Raw genomic sequence first — 22583 nt, forward strand, 5'->3', positions numbered from 1 at the left:
ATTATCGAAATAGTCGTACATCGATAATCTATCGACACAAAGGCCGTCTGATATTCAGACGGCCTTTTGTAAATAGTCGTTTTCGCACCTATCTTTATTTTGTGCCTCCTATTCAAAAGAACCGCCCCGCTGTTCCAAAAATGGCTATACTTCGGATTGGCTACCATCTTCTCCAGCGTCTTGCTCGGCGTCATGGCGGAGATTTCCATGGACTTGGTGGGCCACTTATTCGGCGGCGCGGCAGCCGGCAAATTTGTGGCAACCATCATCGGCGAAGGCGGCACTACCGGCATTATGGAAACCGTTACCCAGCAGCTGGGCTTGGGTCTGATGCTCTCTACCCTGCTGATTACCGTACCGCCTATGGCAGGCATGTGGTTTAACGGTGTGATGGGCAGCTTCAGCGCTTACTCGGTTATCGGCAATGGAAATCGCCAAGAAGTACCACCACATTTGGATGGTGGGGCTAGCAGGCAAGCTAATTATAATGTTCAGAATGCAGCTGGTAATTCGTCCGATAATGCAACTGTTGGCTTAGATCAACGCTATAAGTGGACAACTGGTGGCAGCCAGACAGAAAGTACAACTACCGATACCATGAAACAACCCGGACAACCCGGCAAAGGAAGTAAACCATCCTAGTATTTCTACATTTAAATATTAAAAATATTTAAAAAAAAAAACAAAAGATTGGACTTAATAATGAAAAATTTACTTTTTGTATTGTTAGGACTGACAAGCCTTAATATTTATGCTGCTGACCCCGTAACTAGAGGAGCATTACAAAACAATCCGGCGCTGTGTCAGTATGGCTATAATCCCAACTGTACGTCGTCTCGTCAGTATCAACAAAATCAACCTACGGAAATTGTTAATATCAATGTTCCTTCAAAATATTTGGCACTGGCCATAAATACAAAAACAGGTATGTCAGGTGGTGCACTCGATATGGATTCTCGAGCTGCAGCAGAGAGAGAAGCCATCAGAACTTGTGAACGTGGAGGAAGTAATGCTCCATGTAAAGTACTTGTATGGGCACGGAATGGTTGTGTCGCCAGTGCACACGGTGATGAGGGCAAGAGACCAAGACTATTCTCAGTTACAGGGAAACCTGGATTTGCTGAAGCAGAAGCCTTAAGAAGATGTCGAGCTGCTGGTGTCCCTGGATGCAGGATTTTAATCCCAGAAACTTGCTCTCTGCCTAAATTCTGATAGACTCAAAGCCGTCTATTTTCAGACGGCCTTTGATATCCTCCTTTAATTACCAATTTAATTTTAACGAGTACGACACGATGAAACACTTATCTATTTTTGTTTTAACCGCGGTTCTGCTGCCGTTTTCTATGCCTGTAGTCAACGCTTCAGATATTGCCGGCAAACTGCTGACAGGCGATAAAAAATATGCCTGCGAGGCCATTGCCTGCCTGACTTCTCCGGGTACGCCGCCTAAAGAATGCAACCCTGCACTACACAGGTTCTATTCCATTCATCACAAATACGCGCAAGACACCATCAGCGCACGCCGCCGCTTCCTCCAGCAGTGCCCTGCTTCCCGTGACAAAGAGATTGCACCCATTATCGAAATAGTCGTACATCGATAATCTATCGACACAAAGGCCGTCTGATATTCAGACGGCCTTTTCTCTTACAAAGAGATTTTGCAAGTTACCTTCAAATCTAACCGTCTAGTCTGCTAGATTATTTACACAAGCTTAATCTTATCTTTGCCAATATAGGTTAAGGCTTTTATATGGATTTGAAATGCCGTCTGAAACAACTGAGCACCATCCGCAAAGCGGATCGAACAAATAAAGAATGGTTTGTTTTGTTCTGATTCTTCCCTTTTTACCCCACCAAAACCGACGTCATACTAAGCGAGCCTGCAATCAAATTATCATTGAAAAACGTAACTTCATCTTGCGGTTCGCATAATGCCATGATGTACAGTAAGGGCAAGTAATGATCCGGCGTTGGCACGGAAAGCTCGGCCTTTTTGCCTAGTTGCTCATAATGCACCAAAGTTTTATCATCTCGCGTTGCAATCGCCTGATTGACTGTTTCACGGAAAGCAAACGCCCAGTCATACCCTGCACCGATTTGATCGATATGTTCCCAGCTTATCGCTCTTAGATTATGCACAATGTTGCCACTGCCGATAATCAACACGCCTTGTTCTCGCAAAGCAGCTAATTTTTTCGCCAAGTTGAAATGCCATTCTGCCGATTGCAAACGGTTAAGGCTAAGTTGCACTACTGGAATATCGGCATCGGGATAGAGATATTTCAACACCGCCCATGCGCCATGATCAAAGCCTCGTGTTGACATTTTCCGGCTGTAATAATGATCGCACTTGCTCCGCCAACTCAGGCGAACCAGGCGCAGGATATTGCACTTGGCTGAGTTCATCGGGGAAGCCGTAGAAATCGTAAATCATTTCAGGGTGTTTGCCAGACGTAACCTGCAAACGGCTGCTGTACCAATGCGCTGAAATCATCAAAATGGCTTTTGGTTTGGCAAACTTTTGCGTAATTAGGCTAAAATTCTGATTGAACGGGTTTTCTTTATCTAACGCATTCATCGGACTACCATGCCCGACAAACAATACAGGCATTTTTTTCATGATTTACTCCTCGTTATCGGATACAGCAAATTGTACGGATAAATTTTTATTCAAAAAATACCGGTTTATGAACAACATTTTTTACTAATAAGAAATCATGACTGATAGGGGCTTGAGTTTCTGAGAGAATATGTAGGATAAGGATTTATATAAAAGGCCGTCTGAACATTTTATTTCAGACGGCCAAAAATTTCTTTATTTCTGTATTGACAGAAATAAAAGATAAAAATAGAATACCATCACTATGAAACTGAATCCGACCACTGAAAAATTTATCCTCCATTGGGGCGAAATGGGTACAAAATGGGGCGTAAACCGTACCGTTGCGCAAATCCATGCCCTGCTCTACATCTTAGGCAGACCGATGAACGCCGAAGAAATCACCGAAACACTCGGCGTAGCTCGCTCCAATGTCAGCAACAGTATTAAAGAGCTGCAAAACCTGAGACTGGTGCATACTGTGCATATCTTGGGCGACAGGCGTGATCATTTTGAAACTTCGGATGATGTCTGGACTTTGTTCCGCACCATTGCAGAAGTGCGTATGCAGCGTGAAATTGAACCGACACGGCAATTTTTGCAAAGCCTGATCGACAGCCCTGAATTTAGCCAGGAAAATGAAACTGCCAAGCAGCGAATCCAACAAACCCATGATTTCATTAGTACGCTGACCGTGTGGGCAAATGAAATGCTGAAGCTTTCCACTTCAACCATGGTGAAAATTCTGAAAATAGGCGCCGGAATACAAAAATTTTTCCGTTGATGGCAATGGACTTGTGAGCAATAAACACAGGCAATATTATTTTAGGATATGGAAACATGCTCATGGCAGCCTTGTATGGGCATGTTTATCTGAAGCTTAATGTTCCTTTGTAGATTTTGAATCACTTGATATGGATTTCCCACCCAAAGAAACAATCCCGAAGCCTATCCAAAATTTTTTACCCTATTATTTCTCTTTAAACAGAAATTATAGAAATTTCAGACTGATTATATTTTTGAACTGAAATGAAATTAGGAAACCAATATGCCTGACAACACTACGCACAATCTCCCCGCCTACCTGCCTTACTCGATGGGGCTGCTATGGCTCTGGAGCGGTACCCAGCCTCTGTTTTTCATGCCTGAAATGTCATTGGATTTGCTGCATTCGGTCGGCATTCCCAATCCGTTGCAATGGCCTACATTAATTACCGCTTCACTATTGGATATCGGTTTTGCCTTTTTATGCTTCAGCCGCTTTCGCTCTCGCTCTGCAATATGGCTGCTGCAATTGATAACCGTCGCGGCATACAGCCTGATCATTGCCTTCAGACTGCCCGAAATGTGGGCACATCCATTTGCGCCTTTGGTAAAAAATCTGCCGATTATGGCTACTTTATTTTTCCTGTATCAATCCGTAGGAGATAAAAAATGAACACCTATTTAATCGTTAAAACCCTGCACATCATCTCGGCTACCTTAATGGTCGGCACCGGTTTTGGTACAGCATTTTACCTCTTTTGGGCAAACCGCAGCGGTTCGGTTGCCGCGCAGTCGGTCGTCTCGCATTGGGTCATCAAAGCCGATTGGTGGTTTACGACCCCCGCCGTCATTTTCCAACCCTTATCCGGCTTATGGATGCTGTATGAACGCGGCTACACTGTTGCCACTATGCTGGAACAAAATTGGGTATGGATGACGTTTGCCTTATACATCTTTTCAGGCATTTGCTGGCTGCCCGTTGTCTGGCTGCAAATCCGCATGGCCAAGATTGCCGAACAAGCGCATAAAGAAAACGCAGACACCATTCCGGAGCCCTATTGGCGTTACGCCAGACGCTGGGAATTGCTCGGCTACCCTGCCTTTTGCGCCACTATTGTGATTTACTTCCTGATGGTGATGAAACCGATTTAAAGGTTTTCAGACAGCCACAGCAACAATATAAAGAAAAACATATGAACATCATCATTTTCGGAGGCAGCGGCTTTATCGGCAGCCGTACCGTTCAAATCCTCAAAGAACAAGGTCACCAAGTTTGTACGCCCGACCGCCGCGCCTTCGATTTTCTTCATCCCAATGAAACAGCCGCACGCCGTTTATTGGAAGGACAAGACGTCCTCATCAACTGCATCGGCATCATGAGCCGTCATGCCGAAATACTTGAAACCGTACACCACCACACTCCCAAACAGCTCGCCTCATGGGCAAAAGCAGCAGGCGTAAAACGCTGGGTGCAACTATCCGCACTGGGTGCCGATCCATCTCAACCCATCAACTTTGTCGGCAGTAAAGGACGTGGAGATGATGCCGTTACCAAAAGCGGCATCCCGATTGCCATAGCCAGACCATCCGTCGTTTATGGGCGAGGAGGAACCAGTTGCGAACTGTTCATCAAACTAGCCCGCCTCCCTTTACTTCTCCTACTGGAAGGCGGCCGCTTTCACTTGCAGCCTGTACACCTTGCCGATGTTGCCGAAGGTTTGGCGAAACTTGCCGCCCAAACCGACACCGGCCATAGTGTCATCAATATGACCGGCAGACAACCCCTGACTTTGGCGGAATACCTGACCATCCTCCGTCAAACACTGCACCATAAACCGCCACAACGTATCCTACCCATTCCCCTGCACCTGATTGATCCAGCGCTACCGTTGGCAAACATCCTCAGCAACGGCATTATCAGCCGCGACAGCTTTGCCCTACTCAAGCAAGACTCATGCGCCGACTATTCTGATTTTGCAGCTTTACTAGGCAGGGAACCATTGGCAGCAAAAAACTTTGCCGGTTGCCTATAATTTGTTTAGTTTTAAAATGACAAAACAAAGGCCGTCTGTTTGTTGTTCAGACGGCCTAAAGCTTTTATAAAATACTTCTTTGCAAAACAATTCACACTTTTATCGGCTTATTGCTTCTACCTACCCAACTACAAAGGCTGGGCCAAATCGTTTTCCGTGTTGTAGCTGATAAAATCCTGTTCATGAGGGAAATGGACAACCCTTGCACGCTGTTGCTGCAGCCAGCCGCGGATGCTGCGCATTCCTGAATAAAGGTATGGCACGGTACTTTGCAGGATTTGCGGCCGGATGAACATCACGCTGTAATGCGGTCTGGCAGGGGTCTCCACATAAAACGCATTACACAATGGCGTGCGCCGCGCGATGGTTTCAAACTGGGAAACCAAGTTCTCCGGCAAACGCGGCATATCGCAGGATACGATAAGCAGCCAATCGGCAGTGGCAATTTGCAAATCATTGGCGGCGGTACACAAAGCGGCTAAAGGGCCGTAATGCTGCCATTGGCGTGCATCAGAAAAAACGTGCGCGCTGCGTTGGGCGTAAGATTCAAGGTTGCGGTTGGCACTGATGGCGATATGGCTGACTTGGGGGCGGATTTTTTCGATAACATGATCTATCAAGGCTTTGTTGTGCCATTGCACCAACCCCTTATCGACACCTCCCATCCGGCTTCCCTGCCCGCCGGCCAATATCAGTGCGAAAATTTTCATTTTGGTAGTCCTTTGCGAAGCAGAGTATGGAGTATGGTTCAAGATGTTGTGTTTATTGGATAAGTTTCAAGGTTTCAGGCCGTCTGAAACCTTATTTTTATGATTTAATTCACTTAAGATGAATTTTATCATAACATGATTTTACATTAAACCCCTGTTTTTTCTTATCATAACCATACAATTATTTTAGACAGGTTGTTTATAGACCGAAAGAATGATATTTTTATAAGATTATCGGATTAGTTCCCTGCGTGCTTTATGCGATTATTCTCCGGATCTTCAGACGGCCTGAGCCTGTCTTCGCGTTTAAAACTGCTGACTTTTTTATGGGTCAGTTCGGCGTTTTTGTCGATTGTCTTTACCCTGCTGCTTTCTTGGCGTTTGGAAAGCGCAGCCAAAACGATTGAAGATGCGGGCAGTTTGAAAATGCAGGTGTATCGTTTGGCTTATATGGCAAGCGTCCGTACGCCCAATGCGCAAATTGACAACCAAATCAAAGAATTTGAACGTACGCTGGCCAATGTGACGCAAAGCGATGCCATTCATCCGCTGATTCCGTCTCAAATGCCGCTGGCTTACGACTTGATTCAATCAATGCTGTTGATTGATTGGGAATCCAATATCAAGCCGTCTTTGCAACATTACGAACGTCCGACCCAAATCGGCCTGTATCGTTTTGCCGGCAACATCGAGCTGTTTTTACAGGCGATGGAAAATGCCAACGAGCAAAATACCTTGTGGCTGCGCCGCTTTCAAATGGCCATGATGCTGATGATTGTTGTGGCTGCTGGTTTGATGATTGTTTGGCATTATTCATGGATTATCCGGCCCTTGGAAAAATTGCGCGATGGTGTAGAGACCATCAGCAAAGGGCATTTCGGCGTTCAAATCGAGACAGACCAGATCCGTGAGTTTGCTCAAGTAAGCAAGGGCTTTAACCAAATGAGCCGCCGTCTGCATACGCTTTATACAGACTTGGAAGGACAGGTTGCCCAACAAACCCAAGACTTGGCGCGGCAAAACCGTGATTTGACCCTGCTCTACCAAACCACGCGCAATCTGCACCAAACCTTTACGCCCCAACAGGCAGCAGAAGAATTTTTAACTCAGATTCTGCCGGCGTTTTCCGCTTTGGGCGGTACGGTATATCTTTCCGATGAGGAGCGGAAACGTTCTGATTTGGCGGCAAGCGTCGGTGAAACCGAAGAAGGAAATCGTGTAGAATTTCCGATCGTTTATCAAGACGAACAGCTCGGCGTACTGACCCTATATTTTTCAGACGGCCATATGCCTGATGAGCAAGACGAAAAACTGCTGCATACTTTAAGCGGACAGCTGGGCATTTCCATCGCCAACAACCGCATGGAACAAGAGCGCCGCCTGCTTGCAGTCTTGCAGGAGCGTAACTTGATTGCACAAGGTTTGCATGACAGCATCGCACAAGCTTTGACCTTTTTGAATTTGCAGGTACAAATGCTGGAAAGCGCGTTTGCTTCAGACCAACGCGAGCAGGCCGAAGAAAATATCGGCTTCATCAAAGACGGCGTGCAAGAATGCTACGAGGACGTACGCGAACTTTTAATGAATTTCCGCACCAAAATCAGTAATAAAGATTTTCCTGAAGCGGTAGAATCGCTGCTGGCGCGTTTTGAACGACAAACCGGTATTCCAGTTGATTTAAAATGGCAGGACGATGGGCAGGCTTTGAATTATGATGAGCATTTGCAGATCATCTTCATCTTGCAGGAAAGCTTGTCTAATATCCGTAAGCACGCGCGTGCGCAACATGTCAGTGTCGAAATTGCCAACCACGGCGATTTTGTCATGACGATTCGTGACAACGGCGCAGGCTTTAATAAAGAACACCTATCAAACCGGCCTTCAGGCGAACATGTCGGCTTGGGCATTATGCAAGAACGCGCCCAACGGATTAACGCAGAATTGGCCATTACATCGCAGATTGGGCAAGGTACAGTTGTTATGCTGACTTTGCCGCAACAAATGAGAACAGCATCATGACGATTAAAATTACCCTTATTGACGATCACACCCTATTTCGCAGCGGTATCAAGGCCTTGCTTTCACGCCAGCCTGATTTTGAAGTCGTCGGCGAAGCTTCAGACGGCCTGGCCGGCGTAAAAATGGTTGAGCAGCTCAAGCCTGATGTGGTTTTGCTGGATTTGGATATGCCGGTCATGAACGGCCGCGAAGCATTGGCCCAAATTTTAAGTAGCAATCCGCAGCTGACCGTCATCATGCTGACTGTTTCTGAAGACAGCGACGATTTGACCGAATGTATGCGTATGGGTGCAAAAGGCTTTTTGCTGAAAAATATCAACGCCGACTTCCTGTTGGAAAGCATCCGCAAAGCAGTTGATGGCGACAACGTCTTTTCTCCAGAAATGACCAGCCGCTTGGTGCAATCGCTGATTTCTCCATCTCCTTCCCGCTCCGACCACCTGCTGGAGCAACTGACCCCGCGCGAAATGGAAATCTTGGGCTATCTTGCCGCCGGACACAGCAACAAAATCATTGCCCGCCATTTGAATCTGGCAGAGTCAACCGTCAAAGTGCATGTACAAAACCTGTTGCGCAAGTTAAACCTAAGCAGCCGCGTCCAAGCAGCGGTTTATGCGGTGCAACACAAAGTACCGCAACCGGTATTGTCTTAAAAAGGCCGTCTGAAACCTTCTTTTTAAAAGGTTTCAAGAAAAGCGTTTATTCGCTATAATCACGCCGATTTATATGCAGGGTTGTCTGATTCTTTCAGACGGCCTTTTTATTTGATTTTTCACTGATTTAAAACAACATGTCCGAAAACATTCCAGAAAATACACCCGAAAATACCGTTCCGGAAGAACACAAACGCAGCATCCGCAGTTTTGTCTTACGCCAAGGCCATATGACCGCGGCCCAACAGCGCGCCATTGATACGATGTGGCCGCAATTTGGTGTGGACTTTCAAGATGCTCCTTTGGATTTGAACCGCGCTTTTGGACGGGACAATCCTAAAGTATTGGAAATCGGTTTCGGTATGGGCGTTGCGACAGTGGAAATCGCCAAACGTCTGCCCGATACCGACTTTTTAGCGATTGATGTTCACGGCCCGGGCGTCGGCAATATTTTGAAGCTGATTGAGGAAGAACACATTTCCAATATCCGCGTGATGCGTCATGATGCGGTGGAAGTAGTGGAAAAAATGCTGGAAGACGGTTCTTTAGACGGCATTCATATTTTCTTCCCTGACCCTTGGCACAAAAAACGCCACAATAAACGCCGCTTGGTACAAGTGCCGTTTGTTGAAAAGCTGCTGCCCAAACTCAAAAGCGGCGGCTATGTCCATATGGCGACCGACTGGGAAGAATACGCCGTGCAAATGCTGGAGGTTTTGAGCAGTTTCGACGCTTTGCAAAACACGGCTGCCGATTACGCCCCTACACCTGATTATCGCCCTGAAACCAAATTTGAAGCCCGAGGCAAACGATTGGGTCATGGCGTTTGGGACTTGGTGTTCCGTAAGAAATAAAGCCAAACATAAAACACAAGGCCGTCTGAAAAATTTCAGACGGCCTTTTATCTTATTGATTAAGCCAAGAAAAGTTTATAAGCCGGATTATCGGTTTCTTCTTTATAAACATAACCCAAGCTCTCCAAGAAATCGGTAAAGGCTTCATTGTCGCTTTCCGGCACATCGATACCGACCAAAATACGGCCGTAATCCGCACCATGATTGCGATAATGGAACAAAGTGATATTCCATTCGGCGCGCATATGGTTCAAGAAACGGGACAATGCGCCGGGACGCTCAGGAAATTCAAAGCTGACCAAGCGTTCGCTGGAAACTTTTTCCGTCCGTCCCCCGACCATGTAACGAATATGGATTTTGGCGATTTCGTCATTGGTCAGATCGACATTCGGCAAGCCTGCGTCAGCCAGTTGTTTGCTGATGACGGCCAAGTCTTGCGCACCGGCAGTTTGCAGGCCGACAAAAATATGAGCATTGTTGTCGTTGCCGTAGCGATAGTTGAACTCGGTAATATTCCGACTACCCAAGACATTGATAAACTTGAGGAAGCTGCCTTTTTCTTCAGGAATGGTAACAGCAAAAATACCTTCGTTGCCCTCGCCCAGTTCACTGCGTTCAGAAACATGGCGCAGGCGGTGGAAGTTCATGTTGGCACCACTAGTGACCGCAACCAAATTTTGACCTTGGATATTGTTTTTCGCAACATAAGCCTTCAGGCCGGCAAGAGCCAATGCGCCCGCAGGCTCGGTAATGCTGCGCGTATCGTCAAAAATATCTTTGATGGCGCCGCACAACATATCCGTATTGACTGTAATAATTTCATCCAACAGCTCTTTACACAGGCGGAAAGTTTCCTCGCCCACCACTTTAACCGCCGTGCCGTCTGAAAACAGGCCGACATCTTTCAAATGTACGATTTCCCCTGCTTCGACCGATTGCTTCATACAGCAAGAATCATCGGTTTGCACGCCAATGACTTTAATTTCAGGGCAAACCTGTTTGATAAACACCGCCACGCCTGCTGCCAAACCGCCGCCGCCAATCGGGACAAAAATCGCATTGATATTGCGGTGTTGACGGAGGATTTCCATGCCGATGGTTCCCTGACCCGCAATCACATCAGGATCATCAAACGGCGCGATATAGGTCAGTTTTTCCTTTTCTGCCAACTCCATCGCATAATCATAGGCATCGTTGTAAGACACACCTTTCAATACCACTTCACCGCCACGGCTCTTTACTGCATCAATTTTGATTTTCGGCGTTGTTTCCGGCATTACGATGACGGCGCGGCAACCCAAATATTGCGCCGATAAAGCCACGCCCTGCGCATGGTTGCCCGCACTGGCAGCAATTACGCCGCAATCCAAGGCTTCTTTCGGCAGCTTCGCCATTTTGTTGTACGCGCCGCGAATTTTGAACGAAAACACCGGCTGCAAATCTTCACGTTTAAGCAAAACCTGATTGTTCAGACGGCCTGACAAACTGCGCGCCAAATCCAAAGGCGTTTCTACGGCCACATCATAAACTGAAGCGGTCAAAATACGGGTTAGATAATCAGAAAGAGGAAGGGAATGGTTCATGGTATTTTAGTGTTCGGAAATAAATTGCAATTTGGTCAAATCGACCGGAGGAAAAAGTTAAAACCATACCCCTGAGGCCGTCTGAAGGCAAGAAAAATCTTAGCAAAGCCTAAATGAGACGGTATAATGTCCGCTTAATATCTATTCAATATGCCAAACTGTTTGCCTCATAACAGTGTCCACTCATATTCAAATCCACAAATAATGATGAAAAAAACGCTACTTAGCTTAATTTTTGCTACTCTTATTAGTACTCCTGCCCTTGCTGCCGACCTGGTTGCATCCACACCTGCCGTACAAAGCGAGGCTCAAACGCAGCCGCTGCTGCACAGCATCAACAGCCCGACAACGCCGCCGGAAATTGCAGCGACTGCCTATATCGTTACCGACCTGCACAGCAAACAAACCTTGGCATCCAACAATGCCGACACGCCTATCGAGCCTGCCGCGTTGACGCAAATGATGACTGCTTACCTTGCCTTTAAAGCATTAGAAAACGGTAAACTTGAAGCAAGCCAAATGCTGACCGTTTCCAATACCGCATGGAAGGTCGAAGGTTCGCGTATGTTCCTCGACCCCAAAGTTCCTGTCAGCGTCAGCTCCTTGATTAAGGGTACAACCATCCAATCGGCCAACGATGCCGCCATTACCCTTGCCGAAGCCATTGGCAACGGCTCTATCGACGAGTTCGTCAAACAAATGAACGAAGAAGCCAAACGCTTGGGCATGAAGCATACTCACTTCAACAATCCGACCGGCATTTCTTCTAACGGCCATGTTTCAACCGTTGGCGACCTTGCCATCTTGGCAGCTGCGCTCATCAATGACTATCCGAAATATTATCCTTTGTTTGCAAACAAATCTTTCAAATACAATAATATCGAGCAGCCCAACCGCAATCTCCTACTCTATCGCGACAGCAGTATCGACGGTTTGAAAACCGGCTATAGCGAAGGCGCAGGCTACCATCTCGCCGCTTCCAGCAAACGCAACAACCGCCGTATTGTTTCCATTCTTGCCGGTGCCGAATCTACTGAAGCGCGCGCAAGCGAAAGCAGCAAACTGCTCAACTGGTCATTACAGGCATTTGATACGCCTAAACTTTACAACGGCGGAGAAGTGATTTCCCAAGTCAAAGTTTACAAAGGCAGCACCAAAGCCGTAGATATCGGTTTCTTGGACGATGTTTACATTACCATTCCCCACGATACCGGCAAAAACGTCAAACCAATCTTAGAAACGCTTCAGCCCGTCCTCGCCCCGATTGAAAAAGGCCAAGTATTAGGCAAACTGAAAGTCATGAAAGACGGTAAAATCATTGCCGAAAAAGACGTCGTCGCCCTGACCGGCGTAGAAGAAGGCAGCTGGTTGCGCCGTATGTGGGACGCGATTGTGTTGTGGTTTAAAAGTTTATTCAGTTGATCCTCTTTCTATCAAAACATAAATAAAGGCCGTCTGAAATTTTCAGACGGCCTTTTGTATATCTGTTTTATGGCTTTAATAAAAATTCCTAACAAGAAATTTATCCATTTTAATCTTAGCAGTTTCAGTGATTGCCAATATGAAACGCTTTAAAAAAATGTCGTCTGAAAACACAACGGTTTTCAGACGGCATTTCAATACCTTAATAGCTTATCAGTATGGGCTTAAACTAAGCCTTTTTTCTCCAGATAGCTTTCGTAATCGCCCAAGTAGTGTTCATATCCGCCTTTGCCATCCAATTCGATGATTTGGGTAGCCAATGAAGATACAAACTGACGGTCGTGCGACACGAAAATCAGCGTGCCGTTGTATTTTTCCAGCGCCATGTTCAAGGATTCGATGCTTTCCATGTCCATGTGGTTGGTCGGTTCGTCCATAACCAAGACATTGGGTTTCAACAGCAACAGTTTGCCGTAAAGCATACGGCCTTTTTCACCGCCGGAGAGGACCTGCACTTTTTTCACCACGTCGTTACTGCCGAAGAGCAAACGTCCCAAAGTACCGCGGATGACCTGTTCGTCGTCGCCTTCCCGCCCCCATTGGCGCATCCATTCGCTCAGGTTCATATCGACGTCGAAGTCGTTTTCATGGTCTTGCGGATAATAGCCGACGTTGGCTTTTTCCGCCCATTTGATGGTGCCTGCGTCGGGGGTGAGGCCGTCTGAATATTCGGGGTTGAACGCGCCGGCAAGGAGTTTCAGCAGGGTGGATTTACCCGCGCCGTTGGGGCCGATGATGGCGAGGCGCTGGCCGGCTTCGAGGATGAAGCTCAGGTTTTTGAACAACTGGGTTTCAAAGCGTTTGGCCAGATTTTCGACTTCCACCGCCTGACGGTGCAGCTTGGCTTTTTCATCGGCTTCAAAGCGGATATACGGGTTTTGGCGGGTGGAAGGCTTGACTTCGACCATCTCGGCTTTGATTTTGTCCGCCTGTTTCAGACGGCTGGTTGCCTGGCGGGCTTTGGATTTGTTGGCGGAGAAACGGGCAACGAACTCTTGCAGCTCTTGCAGTTTCTCTTTTGCCTTGGCATTGTCTTTCAGGGCGCGTTCGCGCGATTGGGCGGAGGCGAGCATGTAGTCGTCGTAGTTGCCCGGATAGATGGTGATGGTGTTGTAGTCCAAATCCGCCATATGGGTGCAGACTTCGTTCAAGAAGTGACGGTCGTGCGAGATGATAATCATGGTGGAGTCGTATTGGTTTAACACCCCCTCCAGCCAGCGGATGGTGTTGATGTCCAAGTTGTTGGTCGGCTCGTCAAGCAACAACACATCAGGTTTGGAGAACAGGGCTTGCGCCAGCAATACGCGCAGCTTGAAGCCCGGGGCGACTTCCGCCATGGTGGCATTGTGCAAATCTTCGGAAATGCCCACGCCGCTCAATAATTCGGCGGCGCGCGCTTCGGCGGTGTAGCCGTCGTATTCGGCAAACTTGGCTTCCAGTTCGGCGGCTTTCATGTAGTCGTCTTCGGTGGCTTCGGGATTGTCGTAAATCGCATCACGCTCGGTCATCGCCGCCCACATTTCGGTATGCCCCATCATCACCACGTCCAGCACGCGCATGTCTTCGTAGGCAAACTGGTCTTGGCGTAATTTACCCAAACGCACGCCGTTTTCAATCGCTACTTCACCGGCAGTCTGTTCCAAATCGCCGCCGAGGATTTTCATGAAGGTGGATTTGCCTGAGCCGTTGGCGCCGATCAAGCCGTAACGGTTACCTTCGCAGAATTTGACGGATACGTTTTCAAACAGCGGCTTCGCGCCGAACTGCATGGTAATGCCGTTGGTAGAAATCATTATTCGTAAAACCTTTATAAATAGAATGTTATAATCGGACGCGATTGTAGCATATTTTTGCAAAGACCTCAGGATTGAGGCCATGGCAAATGTGTCCAATACCCGATACAAGATGAAAACAGGCAACACTTCACGCAAAAACGCGTTGTAAGCAGCATTTCAGGCCGTCTGAAACGGAGAATCTATATGGAAACGCACAAAATCTATTATGCCGTGATTATTTTGGTATGTGCCGCTTCCATGCTGCTCAGCCCGTTTTTCTATATTCGACGCACGCGATCTGGCACTGAATTGCGGCGCGCGCCCAGACAGTGGAAACCCATCCTCTTCGCCAACATCATCATGATTGCGGCTTTGTTTGTTTGGTGGAAATGGTTTTAAGGAAAAATAAAAAATGAACAAAATCTGGATCAGCACATTACTGCTCACGTTGACAACTGCGGTTTCCGCCGCGCCCATTTTTGAATGTACCGATTCCACAGGCCGCAAAGTCTATACCCAAGCCGGCGGCAAAAACTGCAAAGCCAGCAATATCGGCAAACCGTCCGTATATACTTCTGCGCCTGTTTCAACACCGGCAACGCCGATTTCCCCAAGCAAAGCCGAGCAGGCAGAAGAAGCTGTCGCCCCGGTCAATCCGACTGATGTCGGCGCGGCCAAGCGTGCTTTAGATACCGCCAAGAAAAATTTGGAAGAAGGCAAAAAAGTGCGTTATGGCAATGAACGCAACTATGCCCGCTATCTCGATCGGATCAACGGTTTGGAAAAAGCCGTCCGCTCGGCTCAGGAAAACTATGATGCGGCGCAACGCCAGCCTGCATCTCAAGATCCTGTTGCCTATTAATCCTTACCACACCAGCAAGGCCGTCTGAAATTTGATGTTCAGACGGCCTTTTCATCTTTTCAATATAACAAAATCGTCTTTATACCAAACAAAGTATTCTTTCCAGTTTTCAGACGGCCTTGTTAAAGTAAGCGTGTATTAAATTCTGACGATTGCCATTATGTTGTTACTCAAAACGCCTTCTGTATTGCCGGGTTTCAAACTCAGCCTGGGTTTGACGGTTTTGTGCCTGTCGCTTTTGGTGGTGTTGCCGTTTGCGATGATGGCGGCCAAAGCGGCGGAAATCGGCTGGAGCGGATTTTGGAACACGATTACCGAACCCAATGTCTTGGCAGCCGTCTGGCTGAGTTTGCGAATGTCGTTTTATGCGATGTTGACCAATATTGTGTTCGGCACGTTGGTTGCCTGGGTATTGGTGCGCTACGAATTTCCGGGCAAAGGGTTGGTAAACGCTTTGGTCGATTTGCCGTTTGCGTTGCCGACGGCGGTAACAGGCATTGCGTTGGCAACCCTGTATGCGCCCAATGGCTGGATAGGCCGTTTTTTCGAGCCTTTGGGCATCAAAATCGCGTTTACGCCTATCGGCATTTGGATTGCGCTGATTGTCGTCAGCCTGCCCTTTATCGTCCGCGCCGTGCAACCAGTATTGGAAGAATTATCGGGCGAATATGAGGAAGCGGCGGCGACTTTGGGCGCAAGCCGTTGGACTACGTTCCGCCGCGTCCTTTTGCCAGAAATCACACCGGCCCTGTTGACCGGCGCAGGCATGATGTTTGCCCGCTCTACCGGCGAATACGGCTCGGTCATTTTTATCGCGGGCAATATTCCGATGGTGTCTGAAATCCTGCCCTTGATTATTACCGGCAAACTGGAGCAATACGATGCTCAGGGTGCATCAGCCGTTGCTCTGTTTATGCTGATGATTTCGTTTGTCATCCTGCTGATTTTAAACATCATGCAATGGACTTTGAGCCGCCGCGCCGGAGCGAAGGTTTAACAAACAACAGGCCGTCTGAAACATCAAGCAAACATTTTTCAGACGGCCTAAACGGATACAAGAATAAATAGAGGCTTCACTAACATGAAAACCCATTCTACCAATCCAAACCTGAGCGAACCGCGCTGGCTGCGCGTATTGCTGACCGCTACTGCCTTGGGCTTTCTGCTGCTGATGCTGGTCGTACCGCTTATCGCCGTATTTTACGAAGCACTGAAAGGCGGTTGGGATTTGTACCTGCAATCCTTGACCGATCCCGAGGCATGGTCTGCCATCAAATTGACGCTGATTACCGCGCTGATTGTCGTTCCCGTCAATGCCGTATTGGGCGTGGCGATGGCGTGGCTGCTAACCCGTTTTGACTTCCGCGGCAAGCAGTTGCTGACTACCCTGCTCGATTTGCCGTTTTCCGTATCACCCGTGGTAGCCGGTTTGATGTTCGTCTTATTGTTCGGCGCGCACACGGCATTGGGCGGCTGGCTCGAAGCGCAAGGCATACAGATTATCTTCGCCATCCCCGGCATTATTTTGGCGACGCTGTTCGTTACCTTCCCCTTTGTCGCACGCGAAATCATTCCTTTAATGCAGGCGCAGGGCGACAGCGAAGAACAGGCCGCGCTGATACTCGGCGCAAGCGGCTGGCAGATGTTTTGGCGCGTTACCCTGCCCAACATCAAATGGGCGCTGCTCTACGGCATCATCCTCACCAACGCCCGCGCGATGGGAGAATTCGGCGCGGTCAGCGTAGTATCGGGACACATCCGCGGCGAAACCAACACCATCCCGCTTTTGGTCGAAATCTTCTACAACGAATACAACTTCACCGGCGCATTCGCCCTCTCCGGCGTATTGGCACTTTTAGCCTTGGCCACCTTGCTGGTGCAAAACATCATCACCAAATTACAAGATAAAAAACTCGCCGCCGCCGAAAGGAACGCAGCATGAGCATTACTATTCAAAATCTAAACAAACACTTCGGAGCGTTCCACGCGCTGAAAAACATCAACCTCAACGTCCCCACCGGCAAACTCGTTTCCCTGCTCGGCCCATCCGGCTGCGGCAAAACCACACTCCTGCGCATTATCGCCGGATTGGAAAACGCCGACGGCGGCCAAATTCTCTTTGACGGCCAAGACGTTACCGCCAAGCATGTGCGCGAGCGCAAAGTCGGCTTCGTGTTCCAACACTACGCCCTCTTCCGCCACATGAACGTGTTTGACAACGTCGCTTTCGGTTTGACCGTATTGCCCAAGTCCGAACGCCCGTCCAAAGAACAAATCCGCACCAAAGTCGAAGAACTGCTCAAACTCGTGCAGCTCTCCCACCTCGCCAAATCCTATCCGCACCAGCTCTCCGGCGGCCAACGCCAGCGCATCGCCCTTGCCCGCGCCCTCGCTGTCGAACCCAAACTCCTGCTTTTGGATGAACCCTTCGGCGCGCTGGATGCCAAAGTACGCAAAGAATTACGCACCTGGCTGCGCGATATTCATCACAACTTGGGCGTAACCAGCATTTTGGTGACGCACGACCAAGAAGAAGCCCTCGAAGTTTCCGACGAAATCGTCGTCATGAACCACGGCAAAATTGAACAAACCGGCAGCGCCGAAGCCATTTACCGCAAACCTGAAAACGCCTTCGTTACCGAGTTCTTAGGCGAAACCGATGCCTTCGAAGGCAGAATCGAAAAAGGCATCTGGCATTACAACGGCTTCGCATGGAAATTGGACGCGCACTACAAATGGCAGGAGCAAACTGCTATCGGCTACATCCGACCACACGAATGGCAGCTTGCCGCCGAACACGAAACCCCGATGATCCGTACCAAAATCGAAAAAATCCACGCCGTCGGCGCATTGACGCATATTTTGGTCAAACACGACAAACAAGACGTGCATATCACGCTGGCTGGCAGCGATGCAGCGCGTTACCAAATCGCCGAAGGCAAAGAATTGAAGCTGATTCCAAAACAGGTTTATGTCTTTTCTCAAAACGAACTGATTGAATATTCGATTTGAGACTAAATCATAAGGCCGTCTGAAAATCTGCTTTCAGACGGCCTTTTATCTTATTAAACCTGCCAATCAATCGGCTCTAAACCATGCGCCTGCAAATAAGCGTTTGCCTGCGAAAAATGTTTGCAGCCGAAAAAGCCGCGATATGCCGATAAAGGCGAAGGATGCGGCGCAGTCAGCACCAAATGACGGTTGCGGTCGATAAACGCGCCTTTCTTCTGCGCATGGCTGCCCCACAGCATAAAGACTAAATGCTCGCGTTCCTTATCCAATTGTCGGATGACTTCATCGGTAAACGCCTCCCAGCCAAAAGTCGCATGGGAATGCGCCAAACCGGCACGGACAGTCAATACCGTGTTCAACAGCAACACGCCCTGTTCCGCCCAATGCTGCAAATAGCCGTGTTGCGGAATCTGAAAGCCCTCAATATCCGTCGCCAACTCTTTATAAATATTAACCAGCGACGGCGGCACTGCAATTTCAGGTTGCACGGAAAACGCCAAACCATGCGCCTGACCCGCGCCGTGATACGGGTCTTGCCCCAAAATCACTACTTTTACATTTCCAAATTCAGTCGTCCGAAAGGCATTGAATACATCGCGTTCAGGTGGATAAACGGTTATCCCCGCCTGCCTTTCATGGCGTACCTTCTCCAAAATCGTTTGAAAATACGCCTTTTCTTTTTCCGCACCAATTGCCTCGTGCCAAGTCTGCATTATTTGCCGCTCCGTATTTGAACGGACTTATTATAACTGAAATAAATTTCAACCTTAGCCTTTTCATTTCAAGCTGTTGCCATTATGATAAAGATTATCAAAAGATTATTAAAAGGATATGCCGCATGACGATATGGTTTGTTGCCGCCGCCGTTGTTCTGATTGTCGAATTATTTATCGGAACGGTTTATCTTTTGGTAGTCAGCGTAGCGCTGGCCGCTGCCGGAATCATATACGGATTAAGCGGACACTTTTCTGCCGCCGTTTTGACCGCCGCCATCATCAGCGCACTCGGTATCTGGCTGGTACACGGCCGTCTGAAAAACCGCTTGGCTTCCCAAGCGCTCAACGATGACTTTGATATTGGGCAAAACGTCCGCATCCTACGCCACCTGCATGACAATATTTACGAAGTCGCCTACCGCGGTACACACTGGCAGGCACAAGCCGAACGGCCTCAAGATACTTTTCAGACGGCCTCAAGCGCAGTCATTACTGCCAAAAACGGTAATCTTCTGATTATCCGCACACTCTCCCAATCATCATCATAAGGAAACATTATGGAATTTCTGCTCAGCCCCATCGTCCTCTTCTTCATCGTCGTTGTTGTTTTTGGTTTCAAATCCTTTATCGTTGTACCGCAGCAGGAAGTTTATGTGGTCGAACGATTAGGCCGTTTTCACAAAGCGCTGACTGCAGGTCTGAACATCCTTATCCCATTCATCGACCGCGTCGCCTATCGTCATTCGCTGAAAGAAGTTCCTTTGGATGTTCCCAGCCAAGTCTGTATTACCCGCGACAACACTCAGCTGACTGTGGACGGCATCATCTATTTCCAAGTTACCGATCCTAAACTTGCTTCATATGGTTCCAGCAACTACATCATGGCGATTACCCAGCTTGCGCAGACAACTTTGCGCTCTGTCATCGGTCGCATGGAATTGGATAAAACCTTTGAAGAGCGCGACGAAATCAACAGCATTGTTGTTGCTGCTTTGGACGAAGCGGCAGGCGCATGGGGCGTGAAAGTATTGCGTTACGAAATCAAAGACTTGGTTCCACCGCAAGAAATTCTGCGCTCAATGCAGGCACAAATTACCGCCGAACGTGAAAAACGCGCGCGCATTGCAGAATCCGAAGGCCGTAAAATCGAGCAGATCAACCTTGCCAGCGGTCAGCGCGAAGCAGAAATCCAACAATCCGAAGGTGAAGCGCAAGCCGCCATCAACGCGTCAAACGGTGAAAAAATCGCCCGCATCAACCGCGCACAAGGTGAAGCCGAAGCCCTGCGCCTGGTGGCAGAAGCCAACGCCGACGCCATCCGCAAAATCGCTGAGGCTGTCCGCTCCGAGGGCGGTGCTGAAGCTGTTAACCTGAAAGTTGCCGAGCAATACGTTGCCGCCTTCAGCAATTTAGCTAAAGAAAGCAACACGCTGATTATGCCTGCCAACGTTGCCGACATCGGCAGCTTGGTCTCCGCCGGTTTGAAAATCATCGACGGCAACAAGCCTAAAGCGTCATAATAGCGTTCTGACTCAGGCCGTCTGAAAACCCAATACGGCTTTTCAGACGGCCTTTTTATATCATTCGATTTTTATATGAATACACAAACCATCAAAACCTATCTTGTCGGCGGCGCCGTCCGCGACCATCTGTTAGGCCTGCCCGTCAAAGACCGCGATTGGGTAGTCGTCGGTGCAGATGCGCAAACCATGCTGGCTCAAGGCTATCAACCTGTCGGCAAGGATTTTCCCGTCTTTCTCCATCCGGACAGCCACGAAGAATACGCCCTCGCCCGTACCGAACGCAAAACCGCCAAAGGCTACGCCGGATTCAGCTTTCATGCCAATAAAGACGTTACGCTGGAACAAGACCTGATGCGCCGCGACCTGACCATCAATGCCATGGCTCAGGATTCAGACGGCACAATCATCGACCCTTTTGGCGGACAACAAGACTTGGCAGCCGGCATCCTGCGCCACGTTTCGCCTGCCTTTGTCGAAGACCCCGTGCGGATTTTGCGTATCGCCCGTTTTGCCGCGCGTTATGGTTTTCAAATTGCCGATGAAACCATGTCGCTGATGCGGCAAATGGTAGAAAACGGCGAAGCGGATGCTCTGATTGCCGAACGCGTCTGGCAGGAGCTGGCAAAAGGTTTGATGGAGAAAAATCCACGCCGAATGATTGAAGTTTTGCGCGAATGCGGCGCACTCAAAGTTTTACTGCCCGAACTTGATGCCCTTTTCGGCGTACCGCAACGCGCCGACTATCATCCTGAAATCGACAGCGGTATTCATACGCTGATGGTTGTACAACGAGCTGCCGAGATGAATTTGTCCCTCGCCGAACGCTATGCCGCCTTATTGCACGACTTGGGCAAGGCAAAAACACCGGCCGATATTCTGCCAAAACACTACAGACACGACGTCAACGGCGTCGAACCCGTCCGCGAAGTCAATCAACGCCTGCGCGCGCCCAAACACTGCGCCGAGCTTGCCGAACTTGTCTGCCGTTGGCACATCATGCTCCATCAAGTCGGGCAGTTCAAAAGCAAAACCATTTTGAATGTTTTGAAAAAAACCGACGCATTCCGCCGCCCCGAACGTTTTCAGACGGCCTTAAACGTCTGCGTGGCCGACAAACAAGGCCGTCTGAACCTTGAAGACGCCCCCTATCCGCAACGTGAACATTGGCTGGCCTTACTTGAGGCCTCCAACCAAGTAGATGCAGGCAAAATTGCCGCCGAGTGCCGCGCACAAGGCAAAGCCCATTTAATTGCCGAACAAGTCGATCATGCCCGCTTAGCACAAATTAGACCGATTCAAAAAGCGTATCAGACTGAAAAAGTAGGAGGCTATTGATGGCAACTTCACGTTATAAAATTGAACAAACACCTAGCAAAATTACCTTATCAGCAAAAATTATACGCAACAGACTCAAACTTCTATTAACTTGCAGAGATCTTGCAATCGTACTATTGATATTGGCAAACATTCCAAATTTAAACTTTGAATCAACATTTAATATCATCCTCCTCATATTTTTAGGCCTGCTTTCTTGCCAATGTATTTATGATTTACTGTGGCAACTTTTTGGACAAGAACGTATCCATGTTCAAAATGGAATACTTTCACACCAATTCGCGCTGTTTGGATTGGGAAAAGGTAAAAAATTTTCACTCGTAGAAATATCACAATGGCAGCCACATGAGAACTATGCAAATACTAAAAACACTAAAATCACACTGCGTAACTATTTGAGTCAGAGAAGGAATACATCCACCATCTCCAGCCCCTTACGACAACCAAATAGTAAACAAGGTGCATGGTCATTTGTTTATCATGGTAAAACCATATACATCGGAGAATTTTTTTATAGCGACGATTACCAAGCAATTAACTCTAAATTAAACAACCTAATACCGAAAAAAACCAAAACAGGAACACTTTCTGAACCAGAACACGGACTTTGAAACATCCGCCACAATATCCGCTATAATCTGCATCTTGACCATCTTATTTCA

General features: G+C 48.2%; 24 protein-coding genes and 1 pseudogene. 20 read left to right on the top strand and 5 right to left on the bottom strand.

Annotated elements, in window-relative coordinates; translation table 11 throughout:
• The first annotated feature begins 99 nt into the window (after positions 1–99).
• From HMPREF2872_RS08620 to HMPREF2872_RS08630, 3 genes are all read left to right on the top strand, one after another.
• Positions 100–642 (top strand): type IV secretion system protein, encoded by a 543-nt coding sequence (locus HMPREF2872_RS08620; protein ID WP_283119012.1) that lies wholly within the window; start codon positions 100–102, stop codon positions 640–642.
• 60 nt (positions 643–702) lie between these two features.
• Positions 703–1212: a DUF4189 domain-containing protein gene (locus HMPREF2872_RS11410; RefSeq protein WP_083311775.1), complete on the top strand. Its 510-nt coding sequence runs from the start codon at positions 703–705 to the stop codon at positions 1210–1212.
• A gap of 80 nt (positions 1213–1292) precedes the next feature.
• Entirely contained in the window at positions 1293–1601 is a 309-nt protein-coding gene (locus HMPREF2872_RS08630; protein ID WP_070632955.1) for a TrbM/KikA/MpfK family conjugal transfer protein, read from the top strand.
• A 311-nt stretch (positions 1602–1912) separates the two neighbouring features.
• Here HMPREF2872_RS08630 and HMPREF2872_RS08635 read toward each other — a convergent pair.
• Positions 1913–2620: pseudogene (locus tag HMPREF2872_RS08635) on the bottom strand (class III extradiol ring-cleavage dioxygenase).
• A gap of 244 nt (positions 2621–2864) precedes the next feature.
• On the opposite strand from HMPREF2872_RS08635, the gene HMPREF2872_RS08640 reads away from it, so the two are divergent.
• The 4 genes from HMPREF2872_RS08640 to HMPREF2872_RS08655 all read left to right on the top strand — a co-directional run bounded on the left by HMPREF2872_RS08640 (position 2865) and on the right by HMPREF2872_RS08655 (position 5397).
• The gene (locus HMPREF2872_RS08640; RefSeq protein WP_063068990.1) at positions 2865–3383 is read left to right on the top strand and encodes a GbsR/MarR family transcriptional regulator; all 519 of its coding nucleotides are present in this window, start codon (positions 2865–2867) and stop codon (positions 3381–3383) included.
• 264 nt (positions 3384–3647) lie between these two features.
• Complete coding sequence (locus HMPREF2872_RS08645) at positions 3648–4037, top strand: DoxX-like family protein (protein WP_070632957.1); 390 nt, start codon at positions 3648–3650, stop codon at positions 4035–4037.
• Entirely contained in the window at positions 4034–4516 is a 483-nt protein-coding gene (locus tag HMPREF2872_RS08650; RefSeq protein ID WP_070632959.1) for a DUF2269 family protein, read from the top strand. Before HMPREF2872_RS08645 ends, HMPREF2872_RS08650 begins: the two co-directional genes overlap by 4 nt.
• 41 nt (positions 4517–4557) lie before the next feature.
• The gene (locus HMPREF2872_RS08655) at positions 4558–5397 is read left to right on the top strand and encodes an NAD-dependent epimerase/dehydratase family protein (RefSeq protein ID WP_070632961.1); all 840 of its coding nucleotides are present in this window, start codon (positions 4558–4560) and stop codon (positions 5395–5397) included.
• Positions 5398–5525: 128 nt separating this feature from the next.
• On the opposite strand, the gene mobA is transcribed toward HMPREF2872_RS08655, so the two are convergent.
• Positions 5526–6107, bottom strand: a complete 582-nt coding sequence (mobA, locus tag HMPREF2872_RS08660; protein ID WP_049328535.1) for a molybdenum cofactor guanylyltransferase MobA — start codon at positions 6105–6107, stop codon at positions 5526–5528.
• Positions 6108–6365: 258 nt separating this feature from the next.
• Here mobA and HMPREF2872_RS08665 point away from each other — a divergent pair, with 258 nt between their 5' ends.
• The 3 genes from HMPREF2872_RS08665 to trmB all read left to right on the top strand — a co-directional run bounded on the left by HMPREF2872_RS08665 (position 6366) and on the right by trmB (position 9633).
• A complete protein-coding gene (locus tag HMPREF2872_RS08665) occupies positions 6366–8126 on the top strand; it encodes a histidine kinase (protein WP_070632963.1) in 1761 nt (586 codons plus the stop codon).
• On the top strand, positions 8123–8779 hold the full coding sequence (locus HMPREF2872_RS08670; RefSeq protein ID WP_070632965.1) for a response regulator: 657 nt from the start codon (positions 8123–8125) through the stop codon (positions 8777–8779). The genes HMPREF2872_RS08665 and HMPREF2872_RS08670 overlap by 4 nt, the downstream gene beginning before the upstream one ends.
• A 137-nt stretch (positions 8780–8916) precedes the next feature.
• Complete coding sequence (gene trmB, locus HMPREF2872_RS08675) at positions 8917–9633, top strand: tRNA (guanosine(46)-N7)-methyltransferase TrmB (RefSeq protein ID WP_003683649.1); 717 nt, start codon at positions 8917–8919, stop codon at positions 9631–9633.
• A gap of 59 nt (positions 9634–9692) precedes the next feature.
• Here the strand turns inward: trmB and ilvA are convergent, their stop codons facing one another.
• The gene (gene ilvA / locus HMPREF2872_RS08680) at positions 9693–11216 is read right to left on the bottom strand and encodes a threonine ammonia-lyase, biosynthetic (protein ID WP_070632966.1); all 1524 of its coding nucleotides are present in this window, start codon (positions 11214–11216) and stop codon (positions 9693–9695) included.
• Between the two features lie 204 nt (positions 11217–11420).
• Here ilvA and HMPREF2872_RS08685 point away from each other — a divergent pair, with 204 nt between their 5' ends.
• Positions 11421–12638, top strand: a complete 1218-nt coding sequence (locus HMPREF2872_RS08685) for a D-alanyl-D-alanine carboxypeptidase family protein (protein WP_070632968.1) — start codon at positions 11421–11423, stop codon at positions 12636–12638.
• A 224-nt stretch (positions 12639–12862) separates the two neighbouring features.
• Here HMPREF2872_RS08685 and HMPREF2872_RS08690 read toward each other — a convergent pair whose 3' ends face one another.
• Positions 12863–14491: an ABC-F family ATPase gene (locus HMPREF2872_RS08690; protein WP_070632970.1), complete on the bottom strand. Its 1629-nt coding sequence runs from the start codon at positions 14489–14491 to the stop codon at positions 12863–12865.
• Between the two features lie 186 nt (positions 14492–14677).
• Here HMPREF2872_RS08690 and HMPREF2872_RS08695 point away from each other — a divergent pair, with 186 nt between their 5' ends.
• The 5 genes from HMPREF2872_RS08695 to HMPREF2872_RS08715 all read left to right on the top strand — a co-directional run bounded on the left by HMPREF2872_RS08695 (position 14678) and on the right by HMPREF2872_RS08715 (position 18347).
• The gene (locus tag HMPREF2872_RS08695; RefSeq protein ID WP_070632972.1) at positions 14678–14872 is read left to right on the top strand and encodes a hypothetical protein; all 195 of its coding nucleotides are present in this window, start codon (positions 14678–14680) and stop codon (positions 14870–14872) included.
• Between the two features lie 13 nt (positions 14873–14885).
• Positions 14886–15335, top strand: a complete 450-nt coding sequence (locus HMPREF2872_RS08700) for a DUF4124 domain-containing protein (RefSeq protein WP_070632974.1) — start codon at positions 14886–14888, stop codon at positions 15333–15335.
• A gap of 160 nt (positions 15336–15495) precedes the next feature.
• A complete protein-coding gene (gene cysT / locus HMPREF2872_RS08705) occupies positions 15496–16332 on the top strand; it encodes a sulfate ABC transporter permease subunit CysT (RefSeq protein WP_003683475.1) in 837 nt (278 codons plus the stop codon).
• An 84-nt stretch (positions 16333–16416) separates the two neighbouring features.
• Positions 16417–17277 (top strand): sulfate ABC transporter permease subunit CysW, encoded by an 861-nt coding sequence (gene cysW, locus HMPREF2872_RS08710; protein ID WP_063075726.1) that lies wholly within the window; start codon positions 16417–16419, stop codon positions 17275–17277.
• Entirely contained in the window at positions 17274–18347 is a 1074-nt protein-coding gene (locus HMPREF2872_RS08715) for a sulfate/molybdate ABC transporter ATP-binding protein (protein ID WP_070632975.1), read from the top strand. Before cysW ends, HMPREF2872_RS08715 begins: the two co-directional genes overlap by 4 nt.
• A gap of 53 nt (positions 18348–18400) precedes the next feature.
• On the opposite strand, the gene ung is transcribed toward HMPREF2872_RS08715, so the two are convergent.
• Positions 18401–19060: a uracil-DNA glycosylase gene (ung, locus tag HMPREF2872_RS08720; protein WP_003683303.1), complete on the bottom strand. Its 660-nt coding sequence runs from the start codon at positions 19058–19060 to the stop codon at positions 18401–18403.
• A 125-nt stretch (positions 19061–19185) separates the two neighbouring features.
• Here ung and HMPREF2872_RS08725 point away from each other — a divergent pair, with 125 nt between their 5' ends.
• From HMPREF2872_RS08725 to HMPREF2872_RS08740, 4 genes are all read left to right on the top strand, one after another.
• Positions 19186–19611: an NfeD family protein gene (locus HMPREF2872_RS08725; protein WP_070632977.1), complete on the top strand. Its 426-nt coding sequence runs from the start codon at positions 19186–19188 to the stop codon at positions 19609–19611.
• A gap of 9 nt (positions 19612–19620) precedes the next feature.
• Complete coding sequence (locus HMPREF2872_RS08730) at positions 19621–20583, top strand: SPFH domain-containing protein (RefSeq protein ID WP_003683281.1); 963 nt, start codon at positions 19621–19623, stop codon at positions 20581–20583.
• Between the two features lie 75 nt (positions 20584–20658).
• On the top strand, positions 20659–21921 hold the full coding sequence (locus tag HMPREF2872_RS08735; protein ID WP_070632979.1) for a multifunctional CCA addition/repair protein: 1263 nt from the start codon (positions 20659–20661) through the stop codon (positions 21919–21921).
• Positions 21921–22532 carry a hypothetical protein gene (locus HMPREF2872_RS08740; protein ID WP_070632981.1) on the top strand — a complete coding sequence of 204 codons (612 nt, stop codon included), beginning with the start codon at positions 21921–21923 and terminating at the stop codon, positions 22530–22532. Before HMPREF2872_RS08735 ends, HMPREF2872_RS08740 begins: the two co-directional genes overlap by 1 nt.
• The last annotated feature ends 51 nt before the right edge of the window (positions 22533–22583 follow it).

It is taken from the genome of Neisseria sp. HMSC069H12 (assembly GCF_001812735.1).
GTDB lineage: Bacteria > Pseudomonadota > Gammaproteobacteria > Burkholderiales > Neisseriaceae > Neisseria > Neisseria subflava.